This is a genomic window from Streptomyces sp. IMTB 2501 (assembly GCF_001953885.1).
Lineage (GTDB): Bacteria > Actinomycetota > Actinomycetes > Streptomycetales > Streptomycetaceae > Streptomyces.
The window spans coordinates 187,908-209,758 of the sequence record NZ_MQUS01000004.1 but is presented as its reverse complement, the minus strand read 5'-3'; the positions used below and the strand labels follow the sequence as shown (position 1 = coordinate 209,758).

The window sequence follows — 21,851 nt, the reverse complement described above, 5'->3', positions numbered from 1 at the left end:
TGCTGCGCATGTTGCGCGTCATTCCGGGGCCGGCTGTGTGGCGCCCGCCTCCGGGCTGTCCGGGAGGAGATGGGACAGCACCATCACGCTGATCGTCTTCCGGATGAACGGCTCGGTGCGGATCCGCTCCAGCACTTCCTCGAAGTGCTCCACGTCCCGTGCCCGGACATGCAGCAGCGCGTCCGCGCCGCCGGTGACCGTCATGGCCGCCGTGATCTCCGGATGGTTCTGGACGACCTCCGCGAGCCGCCGGGGCGGGGCCGCGCCCTCGCAGTACACCTCGACGTACGCCTCCGTGCGCCAGCCCAGTGCCGACGGCTGCACCGTGGCAGTGAACCCGGTGATCACCCCGGTCTCGCGCAGCCGGTCCACGCGCCGTTTGACCGCGGTGGACGACAGTCCGATCGTCGCGCCGATCTCGGCGAAGCTGGTCCTGGCGTTCGCCATCAGGGCGGTGATGATCTTCCGGTCCAGATCGTCGAAGGAGGCGGTCCTGCTGTTCATGCGGGCACTGTAATCAGCCAAGCCCGCCGAGAGGGACCCGGGACGGTGACCCAGGCCTGTCCGGCGGATCCTGCCGCAGACGCGGGGGCCGGCACGCCCGTCTGCGGCGTTGTCGTCGGTTGCCGATTCCCCCACGCTCGGCTTCTCCCCCACTCTCGACTTCGCTCGAGCGGGAGGGACCCCCACCGCGGGGGACCCCCATCGCGTCGACGCCCTCCTCCACCTTGCAGCCGGACGCATCAGCCCCCGCTCACCTGCACTGATGAGGTGCTGTCGACTTCCTGCGGCCTGATCCGCCGGACAGGCCCTAGGACTGGGTGACGACCATGGCGAGGGTCAGCAGGCCCAGGACGACCCAGCCGAACCACAGCCAGCCGTTGCTGCCGATCGCGACCGTGTAGGCGGTCACGACGACGAGTCCGCCGACCGTGAGAGCCCCCATCGCCTTGGTGGAACCGTTCGTTGAACCGGGCATCGCGACACCCTCCTCATGGTCCGTCCTCGACCATGGTGCCCCGGATTCCGCCCGGAGGGGACGGCTCCGCACAGCTCTTGTGTACGGCCGGCCCTCGCGTGCGTTCAGCCCTCGCGCGCGTTCAGCGAGGCCAGATAGGCGTTGTACGCCTCCAGTTCCTTGTCGCCGTCCCGGTCGGCGGCGCGGTCCTTGCGCTTGGCCTGCCGCTGCTCGGAGCCGTACCACTGGAACAGCAGCGCGATCAGCACCAGCACGGACGGGATCTCGCTGAACGCCCAGGCGATCCCGCCCGCCGCGTTCTGGTCGGACAGCGCGTCGATGCCGAGCGAGGCCGGCGGGTTCTTGAATGTGCCCACCATCGGCGTCGACGCCATCATCAGCGCGATACCGAAGAACGCGTGGAACGGCATCCCCGCGAACAGCTCCAGCATCCGCATCAGATACCCCGGCCGGTGCGGCCCCGGGTCGATGCCGATGATCGGCCAGAAGAACACCACGCCGACCGCGAGGAAGTGCACCATCATCGCGATGTGCCCGGCCCTGGAGCCCATCAGGAGGTCGAAGAGCGGGGTGAAGTACAGCGCGTACAGGCTCGCGATGAACAGCGGGATCGTGAACGCCGGGTGGGTGATGATCCGCATGTACCGGCTGTGCAGCAGCGCCAGCAGCAGCTCGCGCGGGCCCTTGCGGCCCCGGCCGGCGGTCGGCAGCGCCCGCAGCGCGAGCGTGACCGGCGCACCGAGCAGGATCAGGATCGGCGACAGCATGCTGATGATCATGTGCTGCACCATGTGCACACTGAACATGACCATGCCGTAGTCGTTCAGCTTGGTGCACATCACCAGGGCGATGGTCAGCACACCGACGACGTACGACACCGTACGGGACACGGGCCACGCGTCCCCGCGCCGCCGCAGCCGGACGACACCCCAGCCGTACAGCCCGAGTCCGAGCAGGCAGGCGATGAGGAAGAACGGGTCAGTGGACCACTGAAGCCCCCGTCCCAGCGTGAACGGCGGCAGATCCATCATCATGCCGTGCCCGCTGTGATCCATCCGGCGGCTCCTGATTCGTGGGGGTTGTGCAAGTTGTCCGCCCCAAGACTAGAACCGCCCCCGGCCACGAACGTGACCGGGGGCGGGTTGTTCTCGGGTGAACCACAGGAGTCCCGGGTGAACTACAGGACGCACTCCGCCTCGTCGTACCGCTCCACCGGCACGGTCTTCAGGGTCTCGACGGCCTCCGCCAGTGACACCATCACGATGTCGGTCCCCCGCAGAGCCGTCATCTTCCCGAACTCGCCACGGTGCACGGCCTCCACCGCATGCCAGCCGAACCGCGTGGCGAGCACCCGGTCGTAGGCCGTCGGCGTGCCGCCCCGCTGCACATGGCCCAGGATCACCGGCCGCGCCTCCTTGCCCAGCCGCTGCTCCAGCTCGATGGACAGCTGCCGGGCGATCCCGGCGAAGCGCTCGTGGCCGTAGATGTCCCTGCCGCCCTCGTCGAAGTCCATGGAGCCGGCCTTCGGCTTGGCACCCTCCGCCGCGACGACGATCGCGAACCGCTTGCCGGCCTCGAACCGCTCGCCGACCCTCGTCGCCAACTCCTCGATGTCGAAGGGCCGTTCGGGGACGACGATGGCGTGGGCGCCGGCCGCCATGCCGGAGTGCAGCGCGATCCAGCCGGTGTGCCGGCCCATGACCTCCACGATCAGCACGCGCTGGTGCGACTCGGCGGTGGTCTTCAGCCGGTCCAGTGCCTCCGTCGCCACGGTGACGGCCGTGTCGAAGCCGAAGGTGACGTCCGTGACAGCGATGTCGTTGTCGATGGTCTTGGGCACGCCCACGATCGGCAGCCCGCCGGCCGACAGCAGCTGGGCCGCCTTCAGCGTGCCCTCACCGCCGATCGGGATGATCGCGTCCAGGCCGAGTTCGGCGACATGGCCCTTGGCCCGCTCGACACCGTCCCGCAGATGCTCCGGGCGGACCCGGGAGGAACCGAGGATGGTGCCGCCGCGCGCCAGGATGCCGCCCACGGCGTCCAGGTCGAGTTTGAGGTAGTCGCACTCCAGGAGGCCCTTCCAGCCGTCCCGGAAACCGATGACCTCGTCGCCGTGGTCGGCGACGGCACGGTGCACGACGGACCGGATGACGGCGTTCAGGCCGGGGCAGTCGCCGCCGGACGTGAGGACACCAATGCGCATAGCCCGAAATACCTTCTCAACGTGGGCCGGGTAACCGGACCACGTTGTCCGGCGGATTCCCGGCCACCCTACCGGCGTGAGGGGGTCGCTCCGTAGCGGGCGTCCGCCTGCTGGACGCGCCCGCACATGTGAGCGGACGGTCCGTCAGGCGGGCCCGCCACGAGGCTGCGGGAGCGCGCTGGAAAATCGGTCCAGCGGGGCTTACGCGGGCTGCTGAGCAGCGGCGATACGCTCGTCGCGCAGTGCTTCGTACCAGCGGTCGTCGACCGGCGGCAGCGCGTTGACGTCGAGCGCCAGCTTCAGCAGCAGGTCGGCGATCTGCGGGTTGCGGGCGAGGACCGGCCCGTGCATGTACGTGCCGAACACGGTGCCGTTGTACGCGCCCTCCGTGCCGTCCCCGGTGCCGTTGCCCTTGCCGATCTTCACCCGGGCGAGCGGGCGGGCGGTCGGGCCGAGGTGGGTGACGCCCTGGTGGTTCTCGAAGCCGGTCAGCTGGGGCAGTGCGAGCTGCGGGTCGATGTCGGCGAGGACGTCGCCGACACACCGCTCGCCCTCGCCGCGCACCGAGACCACGTCGAGCAGGCCGAGACCCGGCTCGCGCTGGCCGAGGTCGTTGATGAACTCGTGGCCGAGGATCTGGTAGCCGGCGCAGACGGAGAACACGATCGCGCCGTTCTGCACGGCTCGGGACAGATGTCCGTCACGGCGCAGCCGCTCGGCCGCGAGCCGCTGCGGCCGGTCCTCGCCGCCGCCGATCAGATAGATGTCGCCGGAGGTCGGGATCGGCTGGTCGCTGCGCACGTCGAGCCGGGCCACGTCCAGGCCGCGCTGCCGGGCCCGCCGCTCCACGACGAGGGCGTTGCCCTGGTCACCGTAGGTGCTCAGCAGGTCCGGGTAGATCCACACCAGCCGCAGTTGGTTGTCGCTCATGAGGTGATCGCCCTTCGAAGATCAGTTGCCGACGCGGCGGCGCAGGTCCTGGAACGCGGTGTAGTTCGCGATGACCTCGATCCGGCCGGGCGGGCACATCTGCACGGCCTGGTCGAGGTCCTCGCAGACCTGGAAGTGCTGGTTCGCGACCTCCAGACGGACGGCGAGGTCCAGCTTGCGGTCGCCGATCACGAAGATCGGGTGGCCGGTCAGCCGGGTGTAGTCGACGTCCCACAGCCAGGAGGTGTCGGTGCCGTCGGCACCGCGTGCGTTCACGGACAGGATCACCGGGGCGGGCGGCGGGTCGATCAGGGAGAAGGTCTCCAGCCAGCCGGCCGGGTTCTTGGCCAGCAGCAGCCGCAGATCCCGGTTCTGGAACTGCACGACGTCGTACCGGCCGGCCACGGCCTGCACCTGGTACATCCGCTCCAGGGCGACCTGCGGCGGCACCCCGAAGACGGCGGCGACGGCCGCGGACGAGGCGGCGTTCGCCTTGTTGGCGCGGCCCGGCAGCTGCAGATGGATCGGCCAGGCGGAGCCGTGCGGGTCGAGCACGTGGTCCCCGGACAGCGCCCAGCTCGGCTGGGGCCGCCGGAAGCCGCACTCGCCGCAGAACCAGTCCTCGCCGGGGCGCTGCATCACGCCACCGCAGGACGGGCAGGACCAGGCGTCGTCCTTCCACATCTGCCCGGCCGCGACCCAGATCACGTTCGGCGAGGAGGAAGCGGCCCACACCACCAGCGGGTCGTCGCAGTTGGCGACGACGACGGCCTTGGAGCCGGCCAGGCCCTCGCGCCAGTTCTCGGCGAGCATCCGGGTCTCGGCGGCGCGGTCCAGCTGGTCCCGGGAGAGGTTCAGGAGCGCGATGCACTTGGGAGCCGTGTCCCGTGCCACACCCGCCAGGTACTTCTCGTCGACCTCGATGACACCGAACTTGGCGTCCGAGCCACCCGCGAGCGCGGAGGTGATACCGGCGGGCATGTTCGCGCCGAGCGCGTTCGACACGACCGGGCCCGCCGCGCGCAGCGCCTCCGCGATCAGCCGGGTGGTCGTGGTCTTGCCGTTGGTCGCGGACACCAGGATGACGTCCAGGTGCTGCGCGAGCCGGGCGAGCAGGTCGGGGTCGAGTTTCAGCGCGACCCGGCCACCGATCACCGACCCGCTGCCGCGCCCCGCGGCGCGAGATGCCGCAGCGACCGCCTTGCCGGCGGTCACGGCCAGCTTGGCCCGCGGCGTGAGCGGGTCCGAGTTGCCTGCCATCAGTTCTCGATCCTCCTTGCGTACGCGCCGCGCCTGGGGCCATCCGGCAACGTGGTGTGGGCCTCAGCCTATCGAGATCCATTCGCACACCCGAATCCCGGCCCACGCCATGCGCGGCGAGCATGAGCTGAACGAACCGTACCCTTGCCGCTATGCGACACGGCACGATCCCGGGCGCCCGCGGGCGCGTCCGGCCACTTTCCCTGCTCGGCGACAGCGCTCTGCGCGAGCCCTGCCGCGAGGTCACCGGCTTCGGCCCCGAAGTGGCCGCCCTCGTGGAGGACTTGTTCGCGACGATGTACGCCGCGCAGGGGGTGGGGCTGGCGGCGAATCAGGTCGGGGTGCCGCTGCGCGTTTTCGTCTATGACTGTCCGGATGACGACGATGTGCGCCATCTCGGACATGTGGTGAACCCCCGCCTGGTCGAGACGGACGGCGTGGTGATCCGCGGCCCGGAGGGCTGCCTGTCCCTGCCCGGGCTGGAGGCGGGGACGGAGCGCTACGACCATGCGGTGATCGAGGGCCACACGATGACGGGCGAACCGGTCACCGTCCACGGCACGGGTTTCTTCGCCCGGTGCCTGCAGCACGAGTACGACCACTTGGAGGGCCGTGTGTACGCGGACCACCTCACAGGGTGGCGCAAGCGGCGGCTGGCGAGGCAGATCGAGCGAGCTTCATGGCACCGGTGAGGGGGTTTGCCCCTCAGAACCCCGGACCTCCCATTCTGTCCCCGGCGGCCGCGAGACGACCCCACAACAGATCGGCGAGAGACCGCACCAACTCGGCCCGGGAACAAGGCCGTTCCCCCAGCCACCAGTCACCCGCGGCATGCATCATCCCGACGATCCCATGCCCCCACACCCGCGCGAGCTGCTGACTCTCCGGCCCGAGATCCACCCGCTCCTCGATGACCTGAGCCAGCTCCTCGCCCATGCGCCGAAGCAGCGGCGCCGAGTGCTTGCCGACGTCGAAGCCCTGGTCGCCCCCCTGACTCCCCTCCGCCGGATGCATCAGGAACCGGTACACCTGGGGCCGTGCCTCGATAGCGGCGAGGTACGTGTCCAAAGTGGACTCGACCCGCTCCCGCCGGTCCGCAGGAGCGTCGAGCGCCGCCCGCAGTGAATCGAGCAGCGCGTCCGTGTGCCGCTTGGCAAGCGCGGCGTAGAGCCCGCCCTTGTCGCCGAAGTGGCGGTACAGAATCGGCTTCGTGATCCCCGCCTCAGCCGCGATCGCGTTCATCGACGCCTGTGGGCCGTCGCGCAGCACCACCCGGTCGGCGGCTTCCAGCAGCTCGCGCCTTCGGCGGTCGGCGGACCGCTGCTGCTCGGTCCGCTGTGTGGTGTCCATGTGCTCTCCCCACCCGTGCTGATTCGGTGACGCCTGCGCAAACTAACACTGACTGCCCCCCTGACATCGAACGGGATACCGAGGCGTCATCGGCGGTTGACTTTTTCTACCGGTCAGTAACAAACTTGGGTTACCGCTAGTAACACCGTACCGCCGCCGCTGGAGGGGACATGGCCGAGTTCACCATGGAGCTGAACGACGAACAGAGGGAAGTCCGGGACTGGCTCCATGGCTTCGCCGCCGATGTGATCCGCCCGGCGGCCGCCGAGTGGGACGAGCGCGAGGAGACCCCCTGGCCGGTCATCCAGGAAGCCGCGAAGGTCGGCATCTACTCCCTCGACTTCTACGCGCAGCAGTACTTCGACCCCACCGGCCTCGGTATCCCGACGGCCATGGAGGAGCTGTTCTGGGGGGACGCGGGCATCGCCCTGTCCATCGTGGGCACCGGCCTGGCCGCCGTCGGTGTTCTCGCCAACGGCACCGAGGAACAGATCGGCACCTGGATACCGCAGATGTACGGCGACCAGAACGACGTCAAGGTCGCCGCGTTCTGCTCCTCCGAGCCCGACGCCGGCTCCGACGTCGCCTCCATGCGTACCCGTGCCGTGTACGACGAGGCCAAGGACGAGTGGGTGATCAACGGCACGAAGACCTGGGCGACCAACGGCGGCATTGCCAACGTCCATGTCGTTGTCGCCAGCGTCGACCCGGAGCTCGGTTCCAAGGGCCACGCGTCCTTCATCGTCCCGCCGGGTACGGAGGGCCTCGCCCAGGGCCAGAAGTTCAAGAAGCACGGGATTCGTGCCTCGCACACCGCCGAGGTCATCCTCGACAACGTCCGAGTCCCCGGCTCCTGCCTCCTCGGGGGCAAGGAGAAGCTGGACGAGCGGCTGGCCCGTTCCCGCGAGAAGGCGAAGGCCTCCGGCGGCGAGCGGGTCAAGAACGCGGCGATGGCAACGTTCGAGGCGAGCCGGCCCGCCGTGGGCGCGATGGCCGTCGGTACCGCTCGGGCCGCCTATGAGGTTGCCCTCGACTACGCCAGGACCCGGGAGCAGTTCGGGCGGCCGATCATCGACAACCAGGGTGTGGCTTTCCAGCTCGCGGACATGAAGACCCAGATCGACGCGGCCCGGCTGCTCGTTTGGCGTGCGTCGTGGATGGCCGTCAACGGCAAGCCGTTCACCGCCGCCGAGGGGTCGATGTCCAAGCTCTTCGCCAGCGAGACCGCGAAGAAGGTGACCGCGCAGGCCATTCAGGTCCTGGGTGGGAACGGGTACACCCGTGAGTACCCGGTCGAGCGGATGCACCGGGACAGCGCGATCTACACGATCTTCGAAGGTACGAGTGAGATTCAGCGGCTTGTCATCGCGCGGACCTTGGCTGGGATGCCGATTCGGTAGCGACGTCGGGGTCGCTGCGCGATCCGGTCACACCGCCGAGTGTGGCTGGTCGCGCAGTTCCCCGCGCCCCTTGGCAGGGACACTCACCTGTGTCTCAAAGGTGTGAGTTGCTCGATGTCGTACTTGGCTCGTAGCGCCTCGATCGCCTCCTGGTCCGGGGGGCCGCCGTTGCCCAGGATCTCCAGTAGCTCCTCGAAGTAGCGTTCGTGATCCGGTGGCGGGCTGGCCTGGAAGAACATCTTCGCCGGTGTGTCCGTAGGGTTCGTGAACGCGTGCGGGCAGCCCGGGGGTACGACGATCAGCGTGCCCGGAGTCGCCCGTACCACCCTGCTGCCCGAACTCGACTCCCATCTCTGCCAGTTGTCGGGGGTGCGGACGAGCGGCTCGAAGGCGAGTACGTCCAGTTCGCCCTCCAGGACGTAGAACAACTCCTCGCTGCGGGTGTGCACATGGGCGCCCACGTCGAAGCCCGGCGGGACCTCCACCTCGAAGGTGGAGGCCATCCGCGAATGCGTGCCGGTGACCTTGAACGTCACGCGCTGAGCCGGTGTCTCGACGACGCGGCCTTGGCCCGGCGGTACGTACAGTCCCTCGGTCCATGTCATGCGTCGCTCACCAGGTCACCGGCAGAGCTTCGGGGCCCCGGATCAGCGCGCCCTTCTTGAAGGGCACCTTCTCCGGCGGTACGGCCAGCCGCAGGCCCGGCACCCGGTCCAGCAGGGCGTCCACCATGAGTTCCTCCTCCAGCCGGGCCAGCATGTTGCCGGGGCAGAAATGCGGGCCGAAACCGAAGGACACATGGGGGTTCGGGCTGCGGGAGAAGTCGATGGTCTCCGGGTCGGGGAAGACCTCCGGGTCGCGGTTGGCGGCCAGGTAGGAGTTGTACACCGCGTCGCCCGCGCGGATCCGCACACCCCGGATCTCCACGTCCTCCATGGCGATCCGGGACAGGCCGACCGCGCTGCGGTGCGGGATCCAGCGCAGCAGCTCGTCGATCGCCCTGGGGCGGATCGCCGGCTCCACGCACAGCCGGTCCACCAGGTCGGGGCGGGTCAGCAGCAGATAGAACATCTGCCCGCTGTTGTTGGTGACCGCCTCGCCGCCGATCTGGAGGAGACCGGCCAGTCCGACGGCCTCCTCCAGGGTGACCTCGCCCCGGCCCACCGCGGCGCCGAGCAGTGAGGTGACGTCCTCGGCCGTGCTGTTCTCGCGCAGCCCGATCAGGTCCGAGAAGTAGGCGGCCATCTCCCGTTTGGCCTTCTCGCTGACCTCCTTGCCGTTCGAGGAGGACAGGATGAGCTGGGTCCAGGTGTGCATGGTGTGCCGGTCGGCGGCCGGGACGCCCATCATTTCGCAGATCACCGCGATCGGGAACGGGCTGAGGATCGTGGCCGTGAGATCGGCGGGCGGGCCGTCCTGGAGGAGTTCGTCGACCAGTTCGTCCAGCATGGCGCGCGCTTTGTCGCGCACCCGTTCCACGCCCTTCGCGGTGAACGCGGCCGCCACCGAGCGGCGCAGCCGGGTGTGGTCGGGCGGGTCGAGGAAGCCGACCGCGCCCGGGTCGGGGATGAAGTGCGGGGCCAGCCGGGTGACCGGCTTCTTCATGACCTCCTCGCGGCTGAATCGGGGGTCGTTGGTCACCATCCGGACGTCGTCCATCCGGGTCACCAGCCAGGCCCAGCCTTCGCCGTTGGGCAGCTGGATGCGGGTGACCGGTCCTTCGCGCATCAGCTCTCTCAGCACCGGGTCGAAGTCCGTCCCGGTCAGATCGAGCGCCGGCCAGTGCCGGATCGGGGGCAGGGTCTCGGTGAGCGTCTCGTCGGTCATGCCGTACTCATGCCGTTTCTCGGTCAGAGCTGCGCCAGCGGCCCAGCGCCATTTCCGCGGTGATGCCGGGTCCGAACCCGGCGAGGAGCCCGCGCGCCCGGTGCTCGGCGCCGCCCTCGTCGAACATCCGGCGCAGCGCGTCCAGCACGACGCCGGAGGCGATGTTGCCGTACTCGGTGAGGGTGGACCGGCTGAACCGGAAGGCGTGCGGGTCGACCTGGAGGAACTTGCTCAGGTCGTCGAGGATGCGGGGCCCGCCGGCGTGGACGATGTAGAAGTCCAGGTCGGACGCGTCCCAGCCGTGCGTGCCCGCGAGGTCCTGCAGGGCCGGGGCCAGCGGTTCCATGGTGGCCGGCACCCGCTTGTCGAGCAGGAAGTGGAAGCCCGTCGCCCGGACGTCGTACATGATCCACTCCTCGGTCTTCGGGATCAGGTACGAGCCGTTGCGTTCCAGCTCGACGCCGGTGCCGCCCCTGCCGCGGACCACGGCCGCGGCTATGCCGTCACCGAACAGGCCGTTGGAGAGCAGCGAGCCGACACCGAGGTCGGTGGGCTGGTAGCACAGCGAGCAGAACTCGCAGGCCACGATCAGTGCGTTGGTGTCGGGGTAGGCGGTGCAGAAGTCGTGTGCGCGGTTGATCGCCGCGCCGCCGGCCGCACAGCCCAGCTGGGCTATGGGGAACTGTCGGGTCGTGGGATCGAAGTCCATCTCGTTGATCAGCCACGCCGTGAGCGAGGGCATCATGAAGCCCGTGCACGAGACGTAGATGATCATGTCGATGTCGGTGGTGAGGAGTTCCGCGTCGTCGAGCGCCCGCTGTATCACCGCGGGGACGCGTGCCTTGGCCTCGGCCTCGTAGAGCTTGTTGCGCTCCTCGAAGCCGGGGTGCTTGAGGGTCTCCTCGATGGGCTGCACGATGTGCCGGGTCTTGACGCCCGTGTTCTCGATCAGCCGCAGCGCGAGCGGCAGTTGCGGGTGATCCGCGTGACGGGAGCGCGCCAACTCCAGCGTCTCCTCCATCGTGATCACGTGCTCCGGAACCGACACCGAGGGTCTGCACAAAGTCGCCATGAACCGTGCCTGCTTTCAGCCTTCCGGAAGGCCTTTGCCCGCCGGTCAGAGGTCGTTCACCCGTGAGAGGTGGTTCACCCACGATCACTCGGACCGGCGACGATCTCTCGCCGAACTACTCCAGACCGGGGACACCGTGTCAGGCTCGGACGAGAAGCCGCACGTCCGCGCGAGGGAGAGAAACATGACGGCAACGGCCGGGGACCTGCTGCAGACGACCATCGGGGCGCTCGCCCCGGACCCGACGGCCAACCCCGTCGTCCCGCTCGTGGAACGCGGCGAGGCACCCATTCGGACCCTGGCGAGGCTCGCCCTGGAACAGCGGTGGGTGATCCCGGCCGACCGCCGCTCCTTCGCGCACCTGGCCCAGCGCGCCGACCCCGCCGCCGCGGCCTTCTTCACCACCCTCGCGACCGGCGAGGAACTGGCCGCGGCGCACCTGGAGGCCTTCGCCCGGGCCTGCGGCGTGACGGAGCACCGCTCCCGCGCCTACGTCCCCCTGGCGGGCTGCCAGGCCTACCCCGCCTACGTCTCCTGGCTGGCCCTCAACGCCGCCCCGGCGGACGCCGTCCTGGCCCTCACGGCGAACTTCTCCGCCTGGGGCGGCTACTGTGCCCGCATCGCCGAAGGCCTGCGCACCCACTACGGCTTCACGGACGAGTCCTGCGCTTTCTTCGACTTCTTCGCCGGGCCGTCCCCCGACCTGGACGAACAGGCGACGGCAGCGGTACAGGCGGGCCTGGATACGGGCACCTTGGACACGAACAGCGCACACACGTACGGAACCCTGCTCCAGAAGTACGAGAGCATGTTCTGGGCAGCGCTGAGCTGACTGAGCCGAATGACCTACGGCGCCCCACTGCTGTGCGCAATGCAAGCCACGTCGATACGATCCGCGAGTTTGGCCAGCTCGATGGTCAATGCCGCAACCGTATCCTCGTCCAGCCTCTGCTCCCCGCCCTCGACAAGTCGCAGCCACCGAGCCCCCACGGTCCGCAGCAACTTACTCACATCGGCCGCGGCCACCTGCAAGGTCCCACGGTCGTCCACGATCAGAGGCAGAGTCACTTCGCCGTTCACAGACCGGATGCTAGCCGCGCAGCGCTCACGCACCCTGCCAAACGGTGGTGATGTTGCAGAACTCGCGGATTCCGTGCCCGGACAGCTCACGCCCGTACCCGGACCGTTTGACGCCGCCGAACGGGAAGGCCGGGTGGGAGGCGGTCATCCCGTTGACGTACACGGATCCGGCCTCCAGATCGCGCGTGAACCGCGCCACCTCGCCGTCGTCCCGCGTCCACACATTGGAACTCAGTCCGAACGGCGAGTCGTTGGCGATGAGCAGCGCCTCGTCCAGGTCGCCGGCCCGGTACAGCGTGGCCACCGGCCCGAACGCCTCTTCCCGGTGGATGCGCATCTCCCGGGTGATCCCGGCGAGCACGGTCGGCGGGTAGTACCAGCCCGGCCCGTCCGGCCGCTCGCCGCCGCACAGCACCTCGGCGCCGCTGCGCTTCGCGTCGTCGACCAGTTCCTCCAGGTCGGCACGCCCCCGCTCGGTGGAGAGCGGCCCGACCTCGGTGTCCTCCTCCAGCGGGTCGCCGATCCTGAGTGCCCGCATCCCGGTGACGAACTTGTCGACGAAGGTGTCGTAGACGTCCTGGTGCACGATGAACCGCTTCGCGGCGATGCAGGACTGCCCGTTGTTCTGCACGCGCGCGGTGACCGCCACCTGGGCCGCCCGGTCCAGGTCGGCGGACGGCATGACGACATACGGGTCGCTGCCGCCCAGCTCCAGCACCGTCTTCTTGATCATCTCCCCGGCGGTGGAGGCGACCGCCCGGCCCGCGGGCTCGCTGCCCGTCAGCGTCGCCGCCTTCACCCGCTCGTCGCGCAGGATCTCGTCCACCGCGCCCGCACCGATCAGCAGCGTCTGGAAACAGCCCTCCGTGAAGCCGGCCCGGTGGAACAGGTCCTCCAGGTACAGGGCCGTCTGCGGGACGTTGGAGGAGTGTTTGAGCAGGCCCACGTTGCCGGCCATCAGCGCGGGCGCGGCGAACCGGACGACCTGCCACAGCGGGAAGTTCCACGGCATGACCGCGAGCACCGGCCCGAGCGGCCGGTAGCGCACCCGGACCCGGGACGCCCCGGAGTCCGTCACGTCCGACTCGGCGGGCTCCTCGTCCGCCAGCAGCGACTCGGCGCGCTCCGCGTACCAGCGCATCGCCTTCGCGCACTTCGCGGCCTCCGCACGTGCCTGCTTGACCGGTTTGCCCATCTCCAGGGTCATGGTCCGGGCGATCTCCGGGTGGTCCTCGTCCAGCAGTTCGGCGGCCTTGTTCATCAGGCGGGCCCGCTCGGCGAACGGAGTGGTCCGGTACGTGCGGAACGTGGCCTCGGCGAGCTGGAGCCGGCGTTCCAGCTCCTCCTCGCCCATGGGCTCGTACGTCTTGAGCGTCTCGCCGTTCGCCGGGTTCACCGTCGCGATGGGCATGGCTGACCTCCCTGGGAGCGGGCTTGACTCGACCTTCGCGCGCGGGCGTGCCGTCCGCAACGCGTGGCGTCCGGTTCAGCCCGAGTGCTCGGCCAGGCGGTCGAGAAACGTGGTCTGGGCCGTGATGATCAGCTCCCGGGCCCGGTCCAGGCCGAGCCACTCCACCCGGTCCAGCTCCGGGAACTCCTGCTCCCTGCCGGACCTCGGCGGCCACTCCATGGTGAAGGTGCCGGGTGTGAAGGCGCTCAGGTCCGGGTCCGCCTCAACGGCCCAGGCCGTGACGATCTTGCCGTTCTTCTGCACGACCTCGCCCAGCGGTACGGCCGTCCCGTCGGGCGGCGCCAGCCCCAGCTCCTCGCGGAACTCGCGCCGGGCGGCCTCCCAGGCAGGCTCGTCGGGCTCGTACTCGCCCTTGGGGACCGTCCACGCGCCGGCGTCCTTCTTCGCCCACAGCGGGCCACCCATATGGCCGAGCAATACCTCCAGGCCGTCATCGGTGTGCCGGAACACCAGTAGTCCCGCGCTGCGCTTCGTCGTACGCACCGTCACGGTGTGACCTCCGGGTGTGCCGCCAGCAGGGCCTCCACGGTATCGGTCTCCTCGGGGCGTTTGTCCTCGCGGTAGCGGACCACGCGGGCGAAGCGGAGTGTGACGCCGGCGGGGTAGCGGGAGGAGCGCTGGAGGCCGTCGTAGGCGATCTCCACGACGAGTTCGGGGCGGACCCGGACCACCCAGCCGTTGTCCTCGACGGCCAGTTCCTGGAGCCTCTCGGTCTGCCAGGCGAGCATCGCGTCGGTCATGCCCTTGAAGGTCTTGCCGAGCATGGCGAAGGTGCCGTCCGGGTTGCGGGCGCCGAGGTGGAGGTTGGAGAGCTTGCCGGTGCGGCGGCCGTGGCCCCATTCGGCGGCCAGCACGACCAGGTCGAGGGTGTGGACGGGCTTGACCTTCAGCCAGGAGGCGCCGCGCCGGCCCGCGCTGTAGGGCGCGTCCAGCGCCTTGACCACCACGCCCTCGTGACCGCGGGCCAGGGTCTCGCCGAGGAACCGTTCCGCCGCCGCGATGTCCCCGGGGCCGGAGGCGACCGTGCGGCGCACCCGCATCGGCTCGGGCACCAGCCGGGCCAGCCGCGCGTGCCGCTCGGCGAAGGGCAGATCCAGCAGTTCGGTGCCGTCGACCGACAGGGTGTCGAAGAACACGGGGGAGACCGGGACCTGATCGGCCGCCTTCGCCACGTCCGCCCGGGAGCCGACCCGGCCCGCCGTCTCCTGGAAGGACCGGGGCCGCCCGGCCGCGTCGAAGGAGATCACCTCGCCGTCCAGGATGAACCGCTCGCCCCGCAACTCCCTTGCGGCTGCGGTCACTTCGGGCAGCCGGTCGGTGATGTCGTCCAGGGTGCGGGTGTGCACCCGGACCGTGTCGCCGTCCCGGTGGACCTGCACCCGGATGCCGTCCAGCTTCTCCTCCACCGCGCACGCGCCCAGCTTCTCCACCGCCTCGGCGACCGAGGACGCGGTGTGCGCGAGCATGGGCAGCACGGGCCGGCCGACCGTGAGCCGGAAGCGGTCCAGCGCCCCGGGGCCCTCGGCGAGCAGGGCCTGGGCGACCGTCTGCAGCGACCCGGCGAGCATCACCGCCCGGCGTACGGCGGCCGGGTCCGCGCCTGTCGCCAGGGCGAGGCCCTCCACTGCGACCGCGTCCAGCGCGCCCTGCCGTACCTCGCCGGTGAGCAGACCGCGCAGGAAACGCTGTTCGTCCTCGGTGGCCGCGCCCATCAGCTCGCCGACGAGCCGGGCCCGCTCCGCCTGCGAACCCGGCCCGGACACCTTGCCCAGCTCGCTGAGCAGCGCGTCGACCTCCCGGACCGTGCGGGTGGGCTCGGCGGCCGGCGGCACCGGGCGGCTCAGCACCTTCGAGCCGACGCCGAGCCGGCCCTGCGGCAGCCGGCCGGCCAGATACGGGATGACGACCGGCACGTCGTCCGCGTCCGCCTCCCGGAACAGCTCCGCGAGCAGCGCCGTCTTGCGGGACCGGGCCGCCGTCGCGGCGACCTCCCGGGACACCTGGGCGAGCCGGGCCAGCAACATGCAGCCATGGTGGCACCGGAGCCGGGCGACTACACCCGCACGGTCGCGTCGAGATCGGCCATCAGCAGCTCCCCGTTGATCGCCGCGCCGGCCCGGTAGCCGCGGCTGGCCGCGTTGATCACCTGCTCGGCGAATCCGCTCGCGTTGCCCGCCGCCCACAGCCCGGGCACGCTCGTCAGGCCCCGTTCGTCGATCACCGGGTAGCTGCCGAACGGCGTCTCGCGCAGCTCGGCGCCCAGCTTCACGAGCAGATCGTTCTGTGGAACGGCGCGCGGGGCGACGTAGAGCACATCGCGGTCGTGGACCGTGCCTCCCCCGGCGAGCCGGACCCCGGTGAGCCGGTCGTCCGTGATGACGAGCTCCGCGACCTCGCCGGGGACGACCTGGATCCGGGCGGCGGCCAGCCGGCGCAGGTCGTCGTCCGTCAGCTCCGACTCGCCGACCTCGTGCAGGAAGAGCCGCACGTCCTTCGTCCACTGGGTCACCATCAGCGCCTGGTGCACGCTCAGCGGCGAGGTCGCGAGCACCCCGGTCGGCAGGTCGCGGACCTCCCAGCCGTGGCAGTACGGGCAGTGCACCACGTCCCGGCCGAACCGCTCGGCCAGCCCCGGGACCCCGGGCAGCTCGTCCTTCAGGCCCGTGGCGATCACCAGCTGCCTGGCCCGCACCGTCCTGCCGCCGGCGAGCGTCGCCGTGAAGCCCTCGGCGTCCTCGCCCGCGTCCACCACCCGGTCCCGGACCAGTTCCACCCCGTACCGGGCGATCTCCTCGCGGCCGACCGCCAGGAACTCGGCCGGCGACATGCCGTCCCGGGACAGATAGCCCTGCATGTGCGCGGACGGCGTGTTGCGCGGCTCGCCCGCGTCGACCACCAGCGTGCGGCGCCGGGCCCGGCCGAGGACCAGCGCGGCGGACAGCCCGGCGGCCCCGCCTCCGACGACGACTGCTTCGTACCTGTTGTTCTCGGTCATGACGCGACGGTCGCCCGGTCCCCGCGCGATTGACAAACAGATTTGCCGATCCTGCAATAGGGGTCATGAGCACGGACGACGTACTGGCGGAAGTCGGCGCCCGGCTGCGGCGCACCCGCAAGGAGCGGGAGGTGACCCTGGCCGCGCTGTCCGAGGCGACCGGGATCTCCGTGAGCACCCTCTCCCGGCTGGAGTCGGGCCTGCGCAAGCCCAGCCTCGAACTGCTGCTGCCGATCGCCCAGGCCCATCAGGTGCCGCTGGACGAACTGGTCGGCGCGCCGCCGGTGGGCGACCCACGGGTGCGGTCCAAGCCGATCGTGCGGGGCGGGCGCACCCACTGGCCGCTGACCCGCCAGCCCGGCGGCCTCCAGGCCTTCAAGGTGCTGGAGCCACAGCGGAAGCAGGAGCCGGAGCCGCGCACCCACGAGGGGTACGAGTGGCTGTACGTGCTGTCGGGACGGTTGCGGCTGGTCCTCGGTGAGCACGACGTGGTGCTGTCGGCGGGGGAGGCGGCCGAGTTCGACACACGCGTGCCGCACTGGTTCGGGTCGACGGGCGAGGGACCGGTGGAGTTCCTCAGTCTGTTCGGGCCGCAGGGGGAGCGGATGCACGTGCGGGCGCGGCCGACGTCCCGGAAGTGACCGACGCGACGCGCGCCGAGGTGGGGCCGACTGTTCCCTGATCGGCAAGCGACCGCTTAGTATGCGGTCGGACCCGGTCAGACGAAGCAGTCCCGTGGAGGCCCCGCATGCAGGCATGGCAAGTGCACGAGAACGGCGAGCCCAGCGAGGTGATGCGCCTGGCGGAGGTGGAGCGGCCCACGCCCGGGGAGGGCCAGGTGCTGCTCCGCGTGCGTGCCGCGAACGTCAACTTCCCGGACGCGCTGCTGTGCCGCGGCCAGTACCAGGTGCGCCCGCCGCTGCCGTTCACGCCCGGCGTGGAGATCTGCGGCGAGACCGAGGACGGCCGCCGGGTGATCGCCAACCCGGCGCTGCCGTACGGCGGTTTCGCCGAGTACGCGCTCGCCGACGCCCGCGCCCTGCTGCCCGCGCCTGAGGCGCTGGACGACGCCGAGGTCGCCGCGCTGCACATCGGTTACCAGACCGGCTGGTTCGGTCTGCACCGCCGGGCCCACCTGGAGGCGGGGGAGACCCTGCTCGTGCACGCCGCCGCCGGAGGTGTCGGCAGCGCGGCCGTGCAGCTCGGCAAGGCGGCCGGCGCCACCGTGATCGGTGTCGTCGGCGGCGCGGACAAGGCCGCCGTGGCCCGCGAGCTGGGCTGTGACGTGGTGGTCGACCGCCGCAGCGAGGACGTGATCGCGGCCGTGAAGGAGGCCACCGGCGGCCGGGGTGCCGACGTGATCTACGACCCCGTCGGCGGCGAGGCCTACGCCCAGTCCGCCAAGCTCGTCGCCTTCGAGGGCCGGATCGTCGTCGTCGGCTTCGCCAGCGGCGGCATCCCCAGCCCGGCCCTCAACCACGCCCTGGTGAAGAACTACTCGATCCTCGGCCTGCACTGGGGCCTGTACGCCACCAAGAACCCGAAGCTCATCCTGCGCTGCCACGAGGAACTGACCGAACTGGCCGCCCGGGGCGCGATCAAGCCGCTGGTGAGCGAGCGGGTGCCGCTCGGCGAGGCCCATCTGGCCGTGCAGAAGGTGGCGGACGGCCGGTCCACCGGCCGGATCGCCGTGGTGATGGAGGGAGCAGCATGACCGACGCCGACGAACTGGTCCGCCGCACACGGGAGTTGCTCGCCGGGCATCCTCCGGCGAGCACGGACCGCCTGGACTTCCTGCGGGCCCGCTTCGACGCCGGCCTCGCCTGGGTGCACTACCCGGAGGGCCTCGGCGGACTGGGTGCCCCGCGCTCCCTGCAGGGCGTCGTGGACGCCGAACTGGAGGCCGCGGGCGCCCCCGACAACGACCCCCGGCGCATCGGCATCGGCCTCGGCATGGCCGCGCCGACGATCCTCAAGTACGGCACCGAGGAGCAGAAGCGGCGCTTTCTGCGGCCGCTGTGGACGGGGGAGGAGGTCTGGTGCCAGCTGTTCAGCGAGCCCGGCGCCGGCTCCGATCTGGCCGCGCTCGGCACCCGGGCCGTACGGCAGGGCGAGGACTGGTTCGTCAACGGGCAGAAGGTGTGGACCTCCAGCGCCCACCTCGCCCGCTGGGCCATCCTCATCGCCCGCACCGACCCGGACGTGCCCAAGCACGCGGGCATCACCTACTTCGTCTGCGACATGACCGACCCCGGCGTCGAGGTCCGGCCGCTGCGCCAGATCACCGGCGAGGCCGAGTTCAACGAGGTCTTCCTCACCGACGTCCGCATCCCCGACACCCGCCGCCTCGGCGAGGTCGGCGACGGCTGGCGGGTCGCCCAGACCACCCTCAACAACGAGCGCGTGGCCATCGGCGGCATGCGGCTGCCCCGCGAGGGCGGCATGATCGGCCCGGTTGCCCAGACCTGGCGGGAGCGCCCCGAACTGCGCACCCACGAACTGCACCAGCGGCTGCTGAAGCTGTGGGTCGAGGCCGAGGTCTCCCGCCTCACCGCGGAGCGCCTGCGCCAGCAGCTCACCGTCGGCCAGCCCGGCCCCGAGGGTGCCGGTATGAAGCTCGCCTTCGCCCGCCTCAATCAGGAGATCAGCGGCCTGGAGGTCGAACTCCGCGGCGAGGAGGGCCTGTTGTACGACGACTGGACCATGCGCCGCCCCGAGCTGGTCGACTTCACAGGGCGTGACGCCGGCTACCGCTATCTGCGCTCCAAGGGCAACAGCATCGAGGGCGGGACCAGCGAGGTCCTGCTGAACATCGTCGCCGAGCGGGTCCTCGGCCTGCCCGCCGAGCCGCGCACCGACAAGGACGTCGCCTGGAAGGACCTGGCCCGATGAGCGATCTTCTCTACTCCGAGGAGGAAGAGGCGCTGCGCGCCGCCGTCCGTGACCTGCTCACGGACCACTGCGCGCCGGCGGACGTCATCGCCCGCGGCGAGTCCGACGCCCCGCACGACCTCGCCCTGTGGAAGTCCCTCGCCGAGGGCATGGGCCTCGCCGGGCTCCTGGTCCCCGAGGAGCAGGGCGGCCAGGGCGCGTCCGCGCGTGAAGTAGCCGTCGTACTGGAGGAGTTGGGCCGCGCTGTCGCTCCCGTGCCCTACCTCACCAGCGCGGTCGTGGCCACCGAGGCCCTGCTGGCCTGCGATGACGAGGAGCTGCTGGGCCGGCTGGCCTCGGGGCGCGCCATCGGCGCCCTCGCCGTCGGCCTGCACACGGCTCCGGGCGCCGCCGTCAAGACCGTACGACTCGAAAACGGCACGCTGCACGGGGAGCTGACCGGCATCGCCGACGCGGCCGTGGCCGACGTCCTGCTCGTCCCGGCCGACGACGGCGGCCTGTACGCCGTGACCGCGGACGCCGTGACGGTCACCCCGCAGGTCTCCCTGGACCTGACCCGGCCGCTGGCGACGGTACGGCTGGTGGACGCCCCCGGCCGCCGCATCGGCGCCGCGGAGCCCGCCGTACGACGTGCCCTGCGTGCCGCCGCCGGACTGCTCGCCTCCGAGCAACTCGGTGTCGCGGACTGGGCGTTGACCGAGACCGTCCGCTATCTGAAGGAGCGCAAGCAGTTCAACCGGCCGGTCGGCGGCTTCCAGGCACTCAAGCATCGGCTCGCCCAGCTGTGGCTGGAGGTGGTCAACCTCCGGGCGGCCGCGCGGGCAGCCGCGGACGCGCTGGCCTCCGGCGAGGACGCGGAGATCTCGGTCGCCGTCGCGCAGGCGTATGCGGCGCCCGTCGCCGTCCACGCCACGGAAGAGGCGGTGCAGTTGCACGGCGGCATCGGTATGACCTGGGAGCATCCGGTCCACCTGTATCTGAAGCGGGCCAAGGCCGACTCGATCGCCTACGGCACGGCGGGAGCGCACCGGGAAGCGCTGGCCGAACTGGTCGACCTCCAGGCACCCTGATCCCGGCCAGGTGAAGCCCGCCCCACCAGGGGCGGGCTTCCTCACGGGGCTGCTCCGCCGAGGTGAACAACGCGCCAACTCCCCGCGAGGCAGGGCCCCTTGGTTGGTGAGGCCACGCATACTCTCCCCGGTCCCATCCGGCACCTCCAGGGAGGCAGAGCATGGCCCTCACCACCCGTCGCAGAGCCCTCACCACCCTTGGCGCCGCGCTCGCCGGCGCGGTCGTCCTGCCCGGGTCGCAGGCCTGGGCGGGCAGCCCCGACCGGAGTCGGCGTCCGCTGTGGAACGCGCACGCCCACAACGACTACGAGCACCCCCGGCCCCTGTTCGACGCGCTCGACCACCGTTTCGGCAGCGTCGAGGCCGACATCTTCCTCGTCGGCGACCAGCTCCTCATCGGTCACGACAGCTCCGAGCTGGATCCGACCCGCACCCTCGAATCCCTCTACCTCGATCCGCTGGCCGCGATCGTGAAGAACAACCACGGCTCGGTGTACCGGGGTTGGCGCCGACCGCTGCAGCTCCTCATCGACATCAAGACCGAGGGCTCCTCGACGTACGCTGAACTCGACCGCCATCTGCGCCGCTGTCCGCACCTGTTCACCCGGTACGACCACGGCCGTATCCACCGCGGACCCGTCACCGCCGTCATCTCCGGCGACCGCGCCGCCCGTGTCCCCATGGAGGCGCAGGACGAGCGGCTCGCCTTCTACGACGGCCGGCTCACCGACCTCGGCAGCACCGCGCCCGCCTCCTTCATCTCGCTGATCAGTGACAACTGGACGCAGGTCTTCACCTGGTCGGGTGACGGCACGTTCCCCGACGCTGAACGGCGGAAGCTGTACGGCATCACCGCCGCCGCGCACGCGCGGGGGCAGCAAGTGCGGTTCTGGGCCACGCCGGACGTCGCGGGCCCGGCCCGCGACGCCCTGTGGACGGAACTGCTCGCCGCCGGTGTCGACTACCTCAACACCGATGACCTGGCAGGCCTGGAGGCCTTCCTCGACTCTCATCCCACCGCGTAACACCACACGTTCGGGGGACACGTCAGCCGCCCGGACGAACCCTCCGCTACGCCACACTTACGGCCGAACGCCGCACAAGGGGCGTGGCGGAGGAGGTTCCCGATGGCCATTTCCATCTCGGCGGTGCTGTTGCTGCTGATCCTGGCCGTGATCTTCATGCGCAACGGCGCGCTGAAGATCTCCCATGCGCTGGTCTGCGTGCTGCTAGGCTTCTATCTCGCCGGCACGAGCATGGCACCCACCATCCACAGCGGACTCACCACGACCGCCGACCTGGTGAGCAGCTTGCACCCCTGA

General features: G+C 70.6%; 24 protein-coding genes. 9 read left to right on the top strand and 15 right to left on the bottom strand.

Translation table 11 applies throughout. The features are described from left to right. Nucleotides 1-18: 18 nt before the first annotated feature. The 6 genes from AV521_RS09385 to AV521_RS09365 form a co-directional block, all read right to left on the bottom strand. Entirely contained in the window at nucleotides 19-504 is a 486-nt protein-coding gene (locus AV521_RS09385; protein WP_076086248.1) for an Lrp/AsnC family transcriptional regulator, read from the bottom strand. 307 nt (nucleotides 505-811) lie between these two features. Continuing rightward, nucleotides 812-979 (bottom strand): hypothetical protein, encoded by a 168-nt coding sequence (locus AV521_RS47560; protein WP_023552597.1) that lies wholly within the window; start codon nucleotides 977-979, stop codon nucleotides 812-814. 104 nt (nucleotides 980-1,083) lie between these two features. After that, nucleotides 1,084-2,034, bottom strand: a complete 951-nt coding sequence (locus AV521_RS09380; protein WP_076086245.1) for a cytochrome c oxidase assembly protein — start codon at nucleotides 2,032-2,034, stop codon at nucleotides 1,084-1,086. A 122-nt stretch (nucleotides 2,035-2,156) separates the two neighbouring features. Next, on the bottom strand, nucleotides 2,157-3,182 hold the full coding sequence (locus tag AV521_RS09375; RefSeq protein WP_076086242.1) for a 6-phosphofructokinase: 1,026 nt from the start codon (nucleotides 3,180-3,182) through the stop codon (nucleotides 2,157-2,159). A 201-nt stretch (nucleotides 3,183-3,383) separates the two neighbouring features. Continuing rightward, entirely contained in the window at nucleotides 3,384-4,112 is a 729-nt protein-coding gene (locus tag AV521_RS09370; protein WP_076086239.1) for a type 1 glutamine amidotransferase, read from the bottom strand. A 21-nt stretch (nucleotides 4,113-4,133) separates the two neighbouring features. After that, nucleotides 4,134-5,372 (bottom strand): MurT ligase domain-containing protein, encoded by a 1,239-nt coding sequence (locus tag AV521_RS09365; protein ID WP_076086236.1) that lies wholly within the window; start codon nucleotides 5,370-5,372, stop codon nucleotides 4,134-4,136. A 152-nt stretch (nucleotides 5,373-5,524) separates the two neighbouring features. On the opposite strand from AV521_RS09365, the gene def reads away from it, so the two are divergent. Beyond that, nucleotides 5,525-6,064: a peptide deformylase gene (def, locus tag AV521_RS09360; RefSeq protein WP_076086233.1), complete on the top strand. Its 540-nt coding sequence runs from the start codon at nucleotides 5,525-5,527 to the stop codon at nucleotides 6,062-6,064. Between the two features lie 13 nt (nucleotides 6,065-6,077). On the opposite strand, the gene AV521_RS09355 is transcribed toward def, so the two are convergent. Further along, nucleotides 6,078-6,722, bottom strand: a complete 645-nt coding sequence (locus AV521_RS09355) for a TetR family transcriptional regulator (protein WP_023552603.1) — start codon at nucleotides 6,720-6,722, stop codon at nucleotides 6,078-6,080. Between the two features lie 170 nt (nucleotides 6,723-6,892). Here AV521_RS09355 and AV521_RS09350 point away from each other — a divergent pair, with 170 nt between their 5' ends. After that, nucleotides 6,893-8,122, top strand: a complete 1,230-nt coding sequence (locus tag AV521_RS09350; RefSeq protein WP_076086230.1) for an acyl-CoA dehydrogenase family protein — start codon at nucleotides 6,893-6,895, stop codon at nucleotides 8,120-8,122. 83 nt (nucleotides 8,123-8,205) lie between these two features. On the opposite strand, the gene AV521_RS09345 is transcribed toward AV521_RS09350, so the two are convergent. Genes AV521_RS09345 through AV521_RS09335 form a run of 3 tightly spaced genes read right to left on the bottom strand, consistent with a single transcriptional unit; the run spans nucleotide 8,206 to nucleotide 11,021 of the window. Continuing rightward, nucleotides 8,206-8,727: a cupin domain-containing protein gene (locus AV521_RS09345; protein ID WP_076086227.1), complete on the bottom strand. Its 522-nt coding sequence runs from the start codon at nucleotides 8,725-8,727 to the stop codon at nucleotides 8,206-8,208. Nucleotides 8,728-8,734: 7 nt separating this feature from the next. Next, nucleotides 8,735-9,949, bottom strand: coding sequence for a cytochrome P450 (locus AV521_RS09340; protein ID WP_076086224.1), 1,215 nt, complete (start codon nucleotides 9,947-9,949; stop codon nucleotides 8,735-8,737). Between the two features lie 7 nt (nucleotides 9,950-9,956). After that, nucleotides 9,957-11,021: a type III polyketide synthase gene (locus AV521_RS09335; protein WP_076086221.1), complete on the bottom strand. Its 1,065-nt coding sequence runs from the start codon at nucleotides 11,019-11,021 to the stop codon at nucleotides 9,957-9,959. Between the two features lie 184 nt (nucleotides 11,022-11,205). Between AV521_RS09335 and AV521_RS09330 the strand changes: the two genes are divergently transcribed. Continuing rightward, the gene (locus tag AV521_RS09330; protein ID WP_076086218.1) at nucleotides 11,206-11,853 is read left to right on the top strand and encodes a transcriptional regulator; all 648 of its coding nucleotides are present in this window, start codon (nucleotides 11,206-11,208) and stop codon (nucleotides 11,851-11,853) included. A gap of 14 nt (nucleotides 11,854-11,867) precedes the next feature. Here the strand turns inward: AV521_RS09330 and AV521_RS09325 are convergent, their stop codons facing one another. The 5 genes from AV521_RS09325 to AV521_RS09305 all read right to left on the bottom strand — a co-directional run bounded on the left by AV521_RS09325 (nucleotide 11,868) and on the right by AV521_RS09305 (nucleotide 16,567). Next, nucleotides 11,868-12,101, bottom strand: coding sequence for a DUF6213 family protein (locus tag AV521_RS09325; RefSeq protein WP_023552609.1), 234 nt, complete (start codon nucleotides 12,099-12,101; stop codon nucleotides 11,868-11,870). A gap of 25 nt (nucleotides 12,102-12,126) precedes the next feature. Then, nucleotides 12,127-13,512: an NADP-dependent succinic semialdehyde dehydrogenase gene (locus AV521_RS09320; protein ID WP_076086215.1), complete on the bottom strand. Its 1,386-nt coding sequence runs from the start codon at nucleotides 13,510-13,512 to the stop codon at nucleotides 12,127-12,129. A 75-nt stretch (nucleotides 13,513-13,587) separates the two neighbouring features. Further along, nucleotides 13,588-14,061 carry an NUDIX domain-containing protein gene (locus tag AV521_RS09315; protein WP_076086212.1) on the bottom strand — a complete coding sequence of 158 codons (474 nt, stop codon included), beginning with the start codon at nucleotides 14,059-14,061 and terminating at the stop codon, nucleotides 13,588-13,590. Then, on the bottom strand, nucleotides 14,058-15,596 hold the full coding sequence (locus AV521_RS09310; protein ID WP_076086208.1) for an ATP-dependent DNA ligase: 1,539 nt from the start codon (nucleotides 15,594-15,596) through the stop codon (nucleotides 14,058-14,060). Before AV521_RS09310 ends, AV521_RS09315 begins: the two co-directional genes overlap by 4 nt. Nucleotides 15,597-15,625: 29 nt before the next feature. Further along, nucleotides 15,626-16,567, bottom strand: coding sequence for an NAD(P)/FAD-dependent oxidoreductase (locus tag AV521_RS09305; RefSeq protein WP_076086205.1), 942 nt, complete (start codon nucleotides 16,565-16,567; stop codon nucleotides 15,626-15,628). Nucleotides 16,568-16,632: 65 nt separating this feature from the next. On the opposite strand from AV521_RS09305, the gene AV521_RS09300 reads away from it, so the two are divergent. The 6 genes from AV521_RS09300 to AV521_RS09275 all read left to right on the top strand — a co-directional run bounded on the left by AV521_RS09300 (nucleotide 16,633) and on the right by AV521_RS09275 (nucleotide 21,851). Beyond that, entirely contained in the window at nucleotides 16,633-17,208 is a 576-nt protein-coding gene (locus tag AV521_RS09300) for a helix-turn-helix domain-containing protein (protein WP_076086202.1), read from the top strand. 107 nt (nucleotides 17,209-17,315) lie between these two features. After that, nucleotides 17,316-18,281 (top strand): NADPH:quinone oxidoreductase family protein, encoded by a 966-nt coding sequence (locus tag AV521_RS09295; RefSeq protein ID WP_076086199.1) that lies wholly within the window; start codon nucleotides 17,316-17,318, stop codon nucleotides 18,279-18,281. Next, the gene (locus AV521_RS09290) at nucleotides 18,278-19,459 is read left to right on the top strand and encodes an acyl-CoA dehydrogenase family protein (protein ID WP_076086196.1); all 1,182 of its coding nucleotides are present in this window, start codon (nucleotides 18,278-18,280) and stop codon (nucleotides 19,457-19,459) included. The genes AV521_RS09295 and AV521_RS09290 overlap by 4 nt, the downstream gene beginning before the upstream one ends. Further along, nucleotides 19,456-20,529: an acyl-CoA dehydrogenase family protein gene (locus tag AV521_RS09285; RefSeq protein WP_076086193.1), complete on the top strand. Its 1,074-nt coding sequence runs from the start codon at nucleotides 19,456-19,458 to the stop codon at nucleotides 20,527-20,529. Before AV521_RS09290 ends, AV521_RS09285 begins: the two co-directional genes overlap by 4 nt. A gap of 161 nt (nucleotides 20,530-20,690) precedes the next feature. Further along, complete coding sequence (locus AV521_RS09280; RefSeq protein ID WP_076086190.1) at nucleotides 20,691-21,554, top strand: phosphatidylinositol-specific phospholipase C/glycerophosphodiester phosphodiesterase family protein; 864 nt, start codon at nucleotides 20,691-20,693, stop codon at nucleotides 21,552-21,554. Nucleotides 21,555-21,656: 102 nt separating this feature from the next. After that, complete coding sequence (locus tag AV521_RS09275; protein WP_076086187.1) at nucleotides 21,657-21,851, top strand: hypothetical protein; 195 nt, start codon at nucleotides 21,657-21,659, stop codon at nucleotides 21,849-21,851.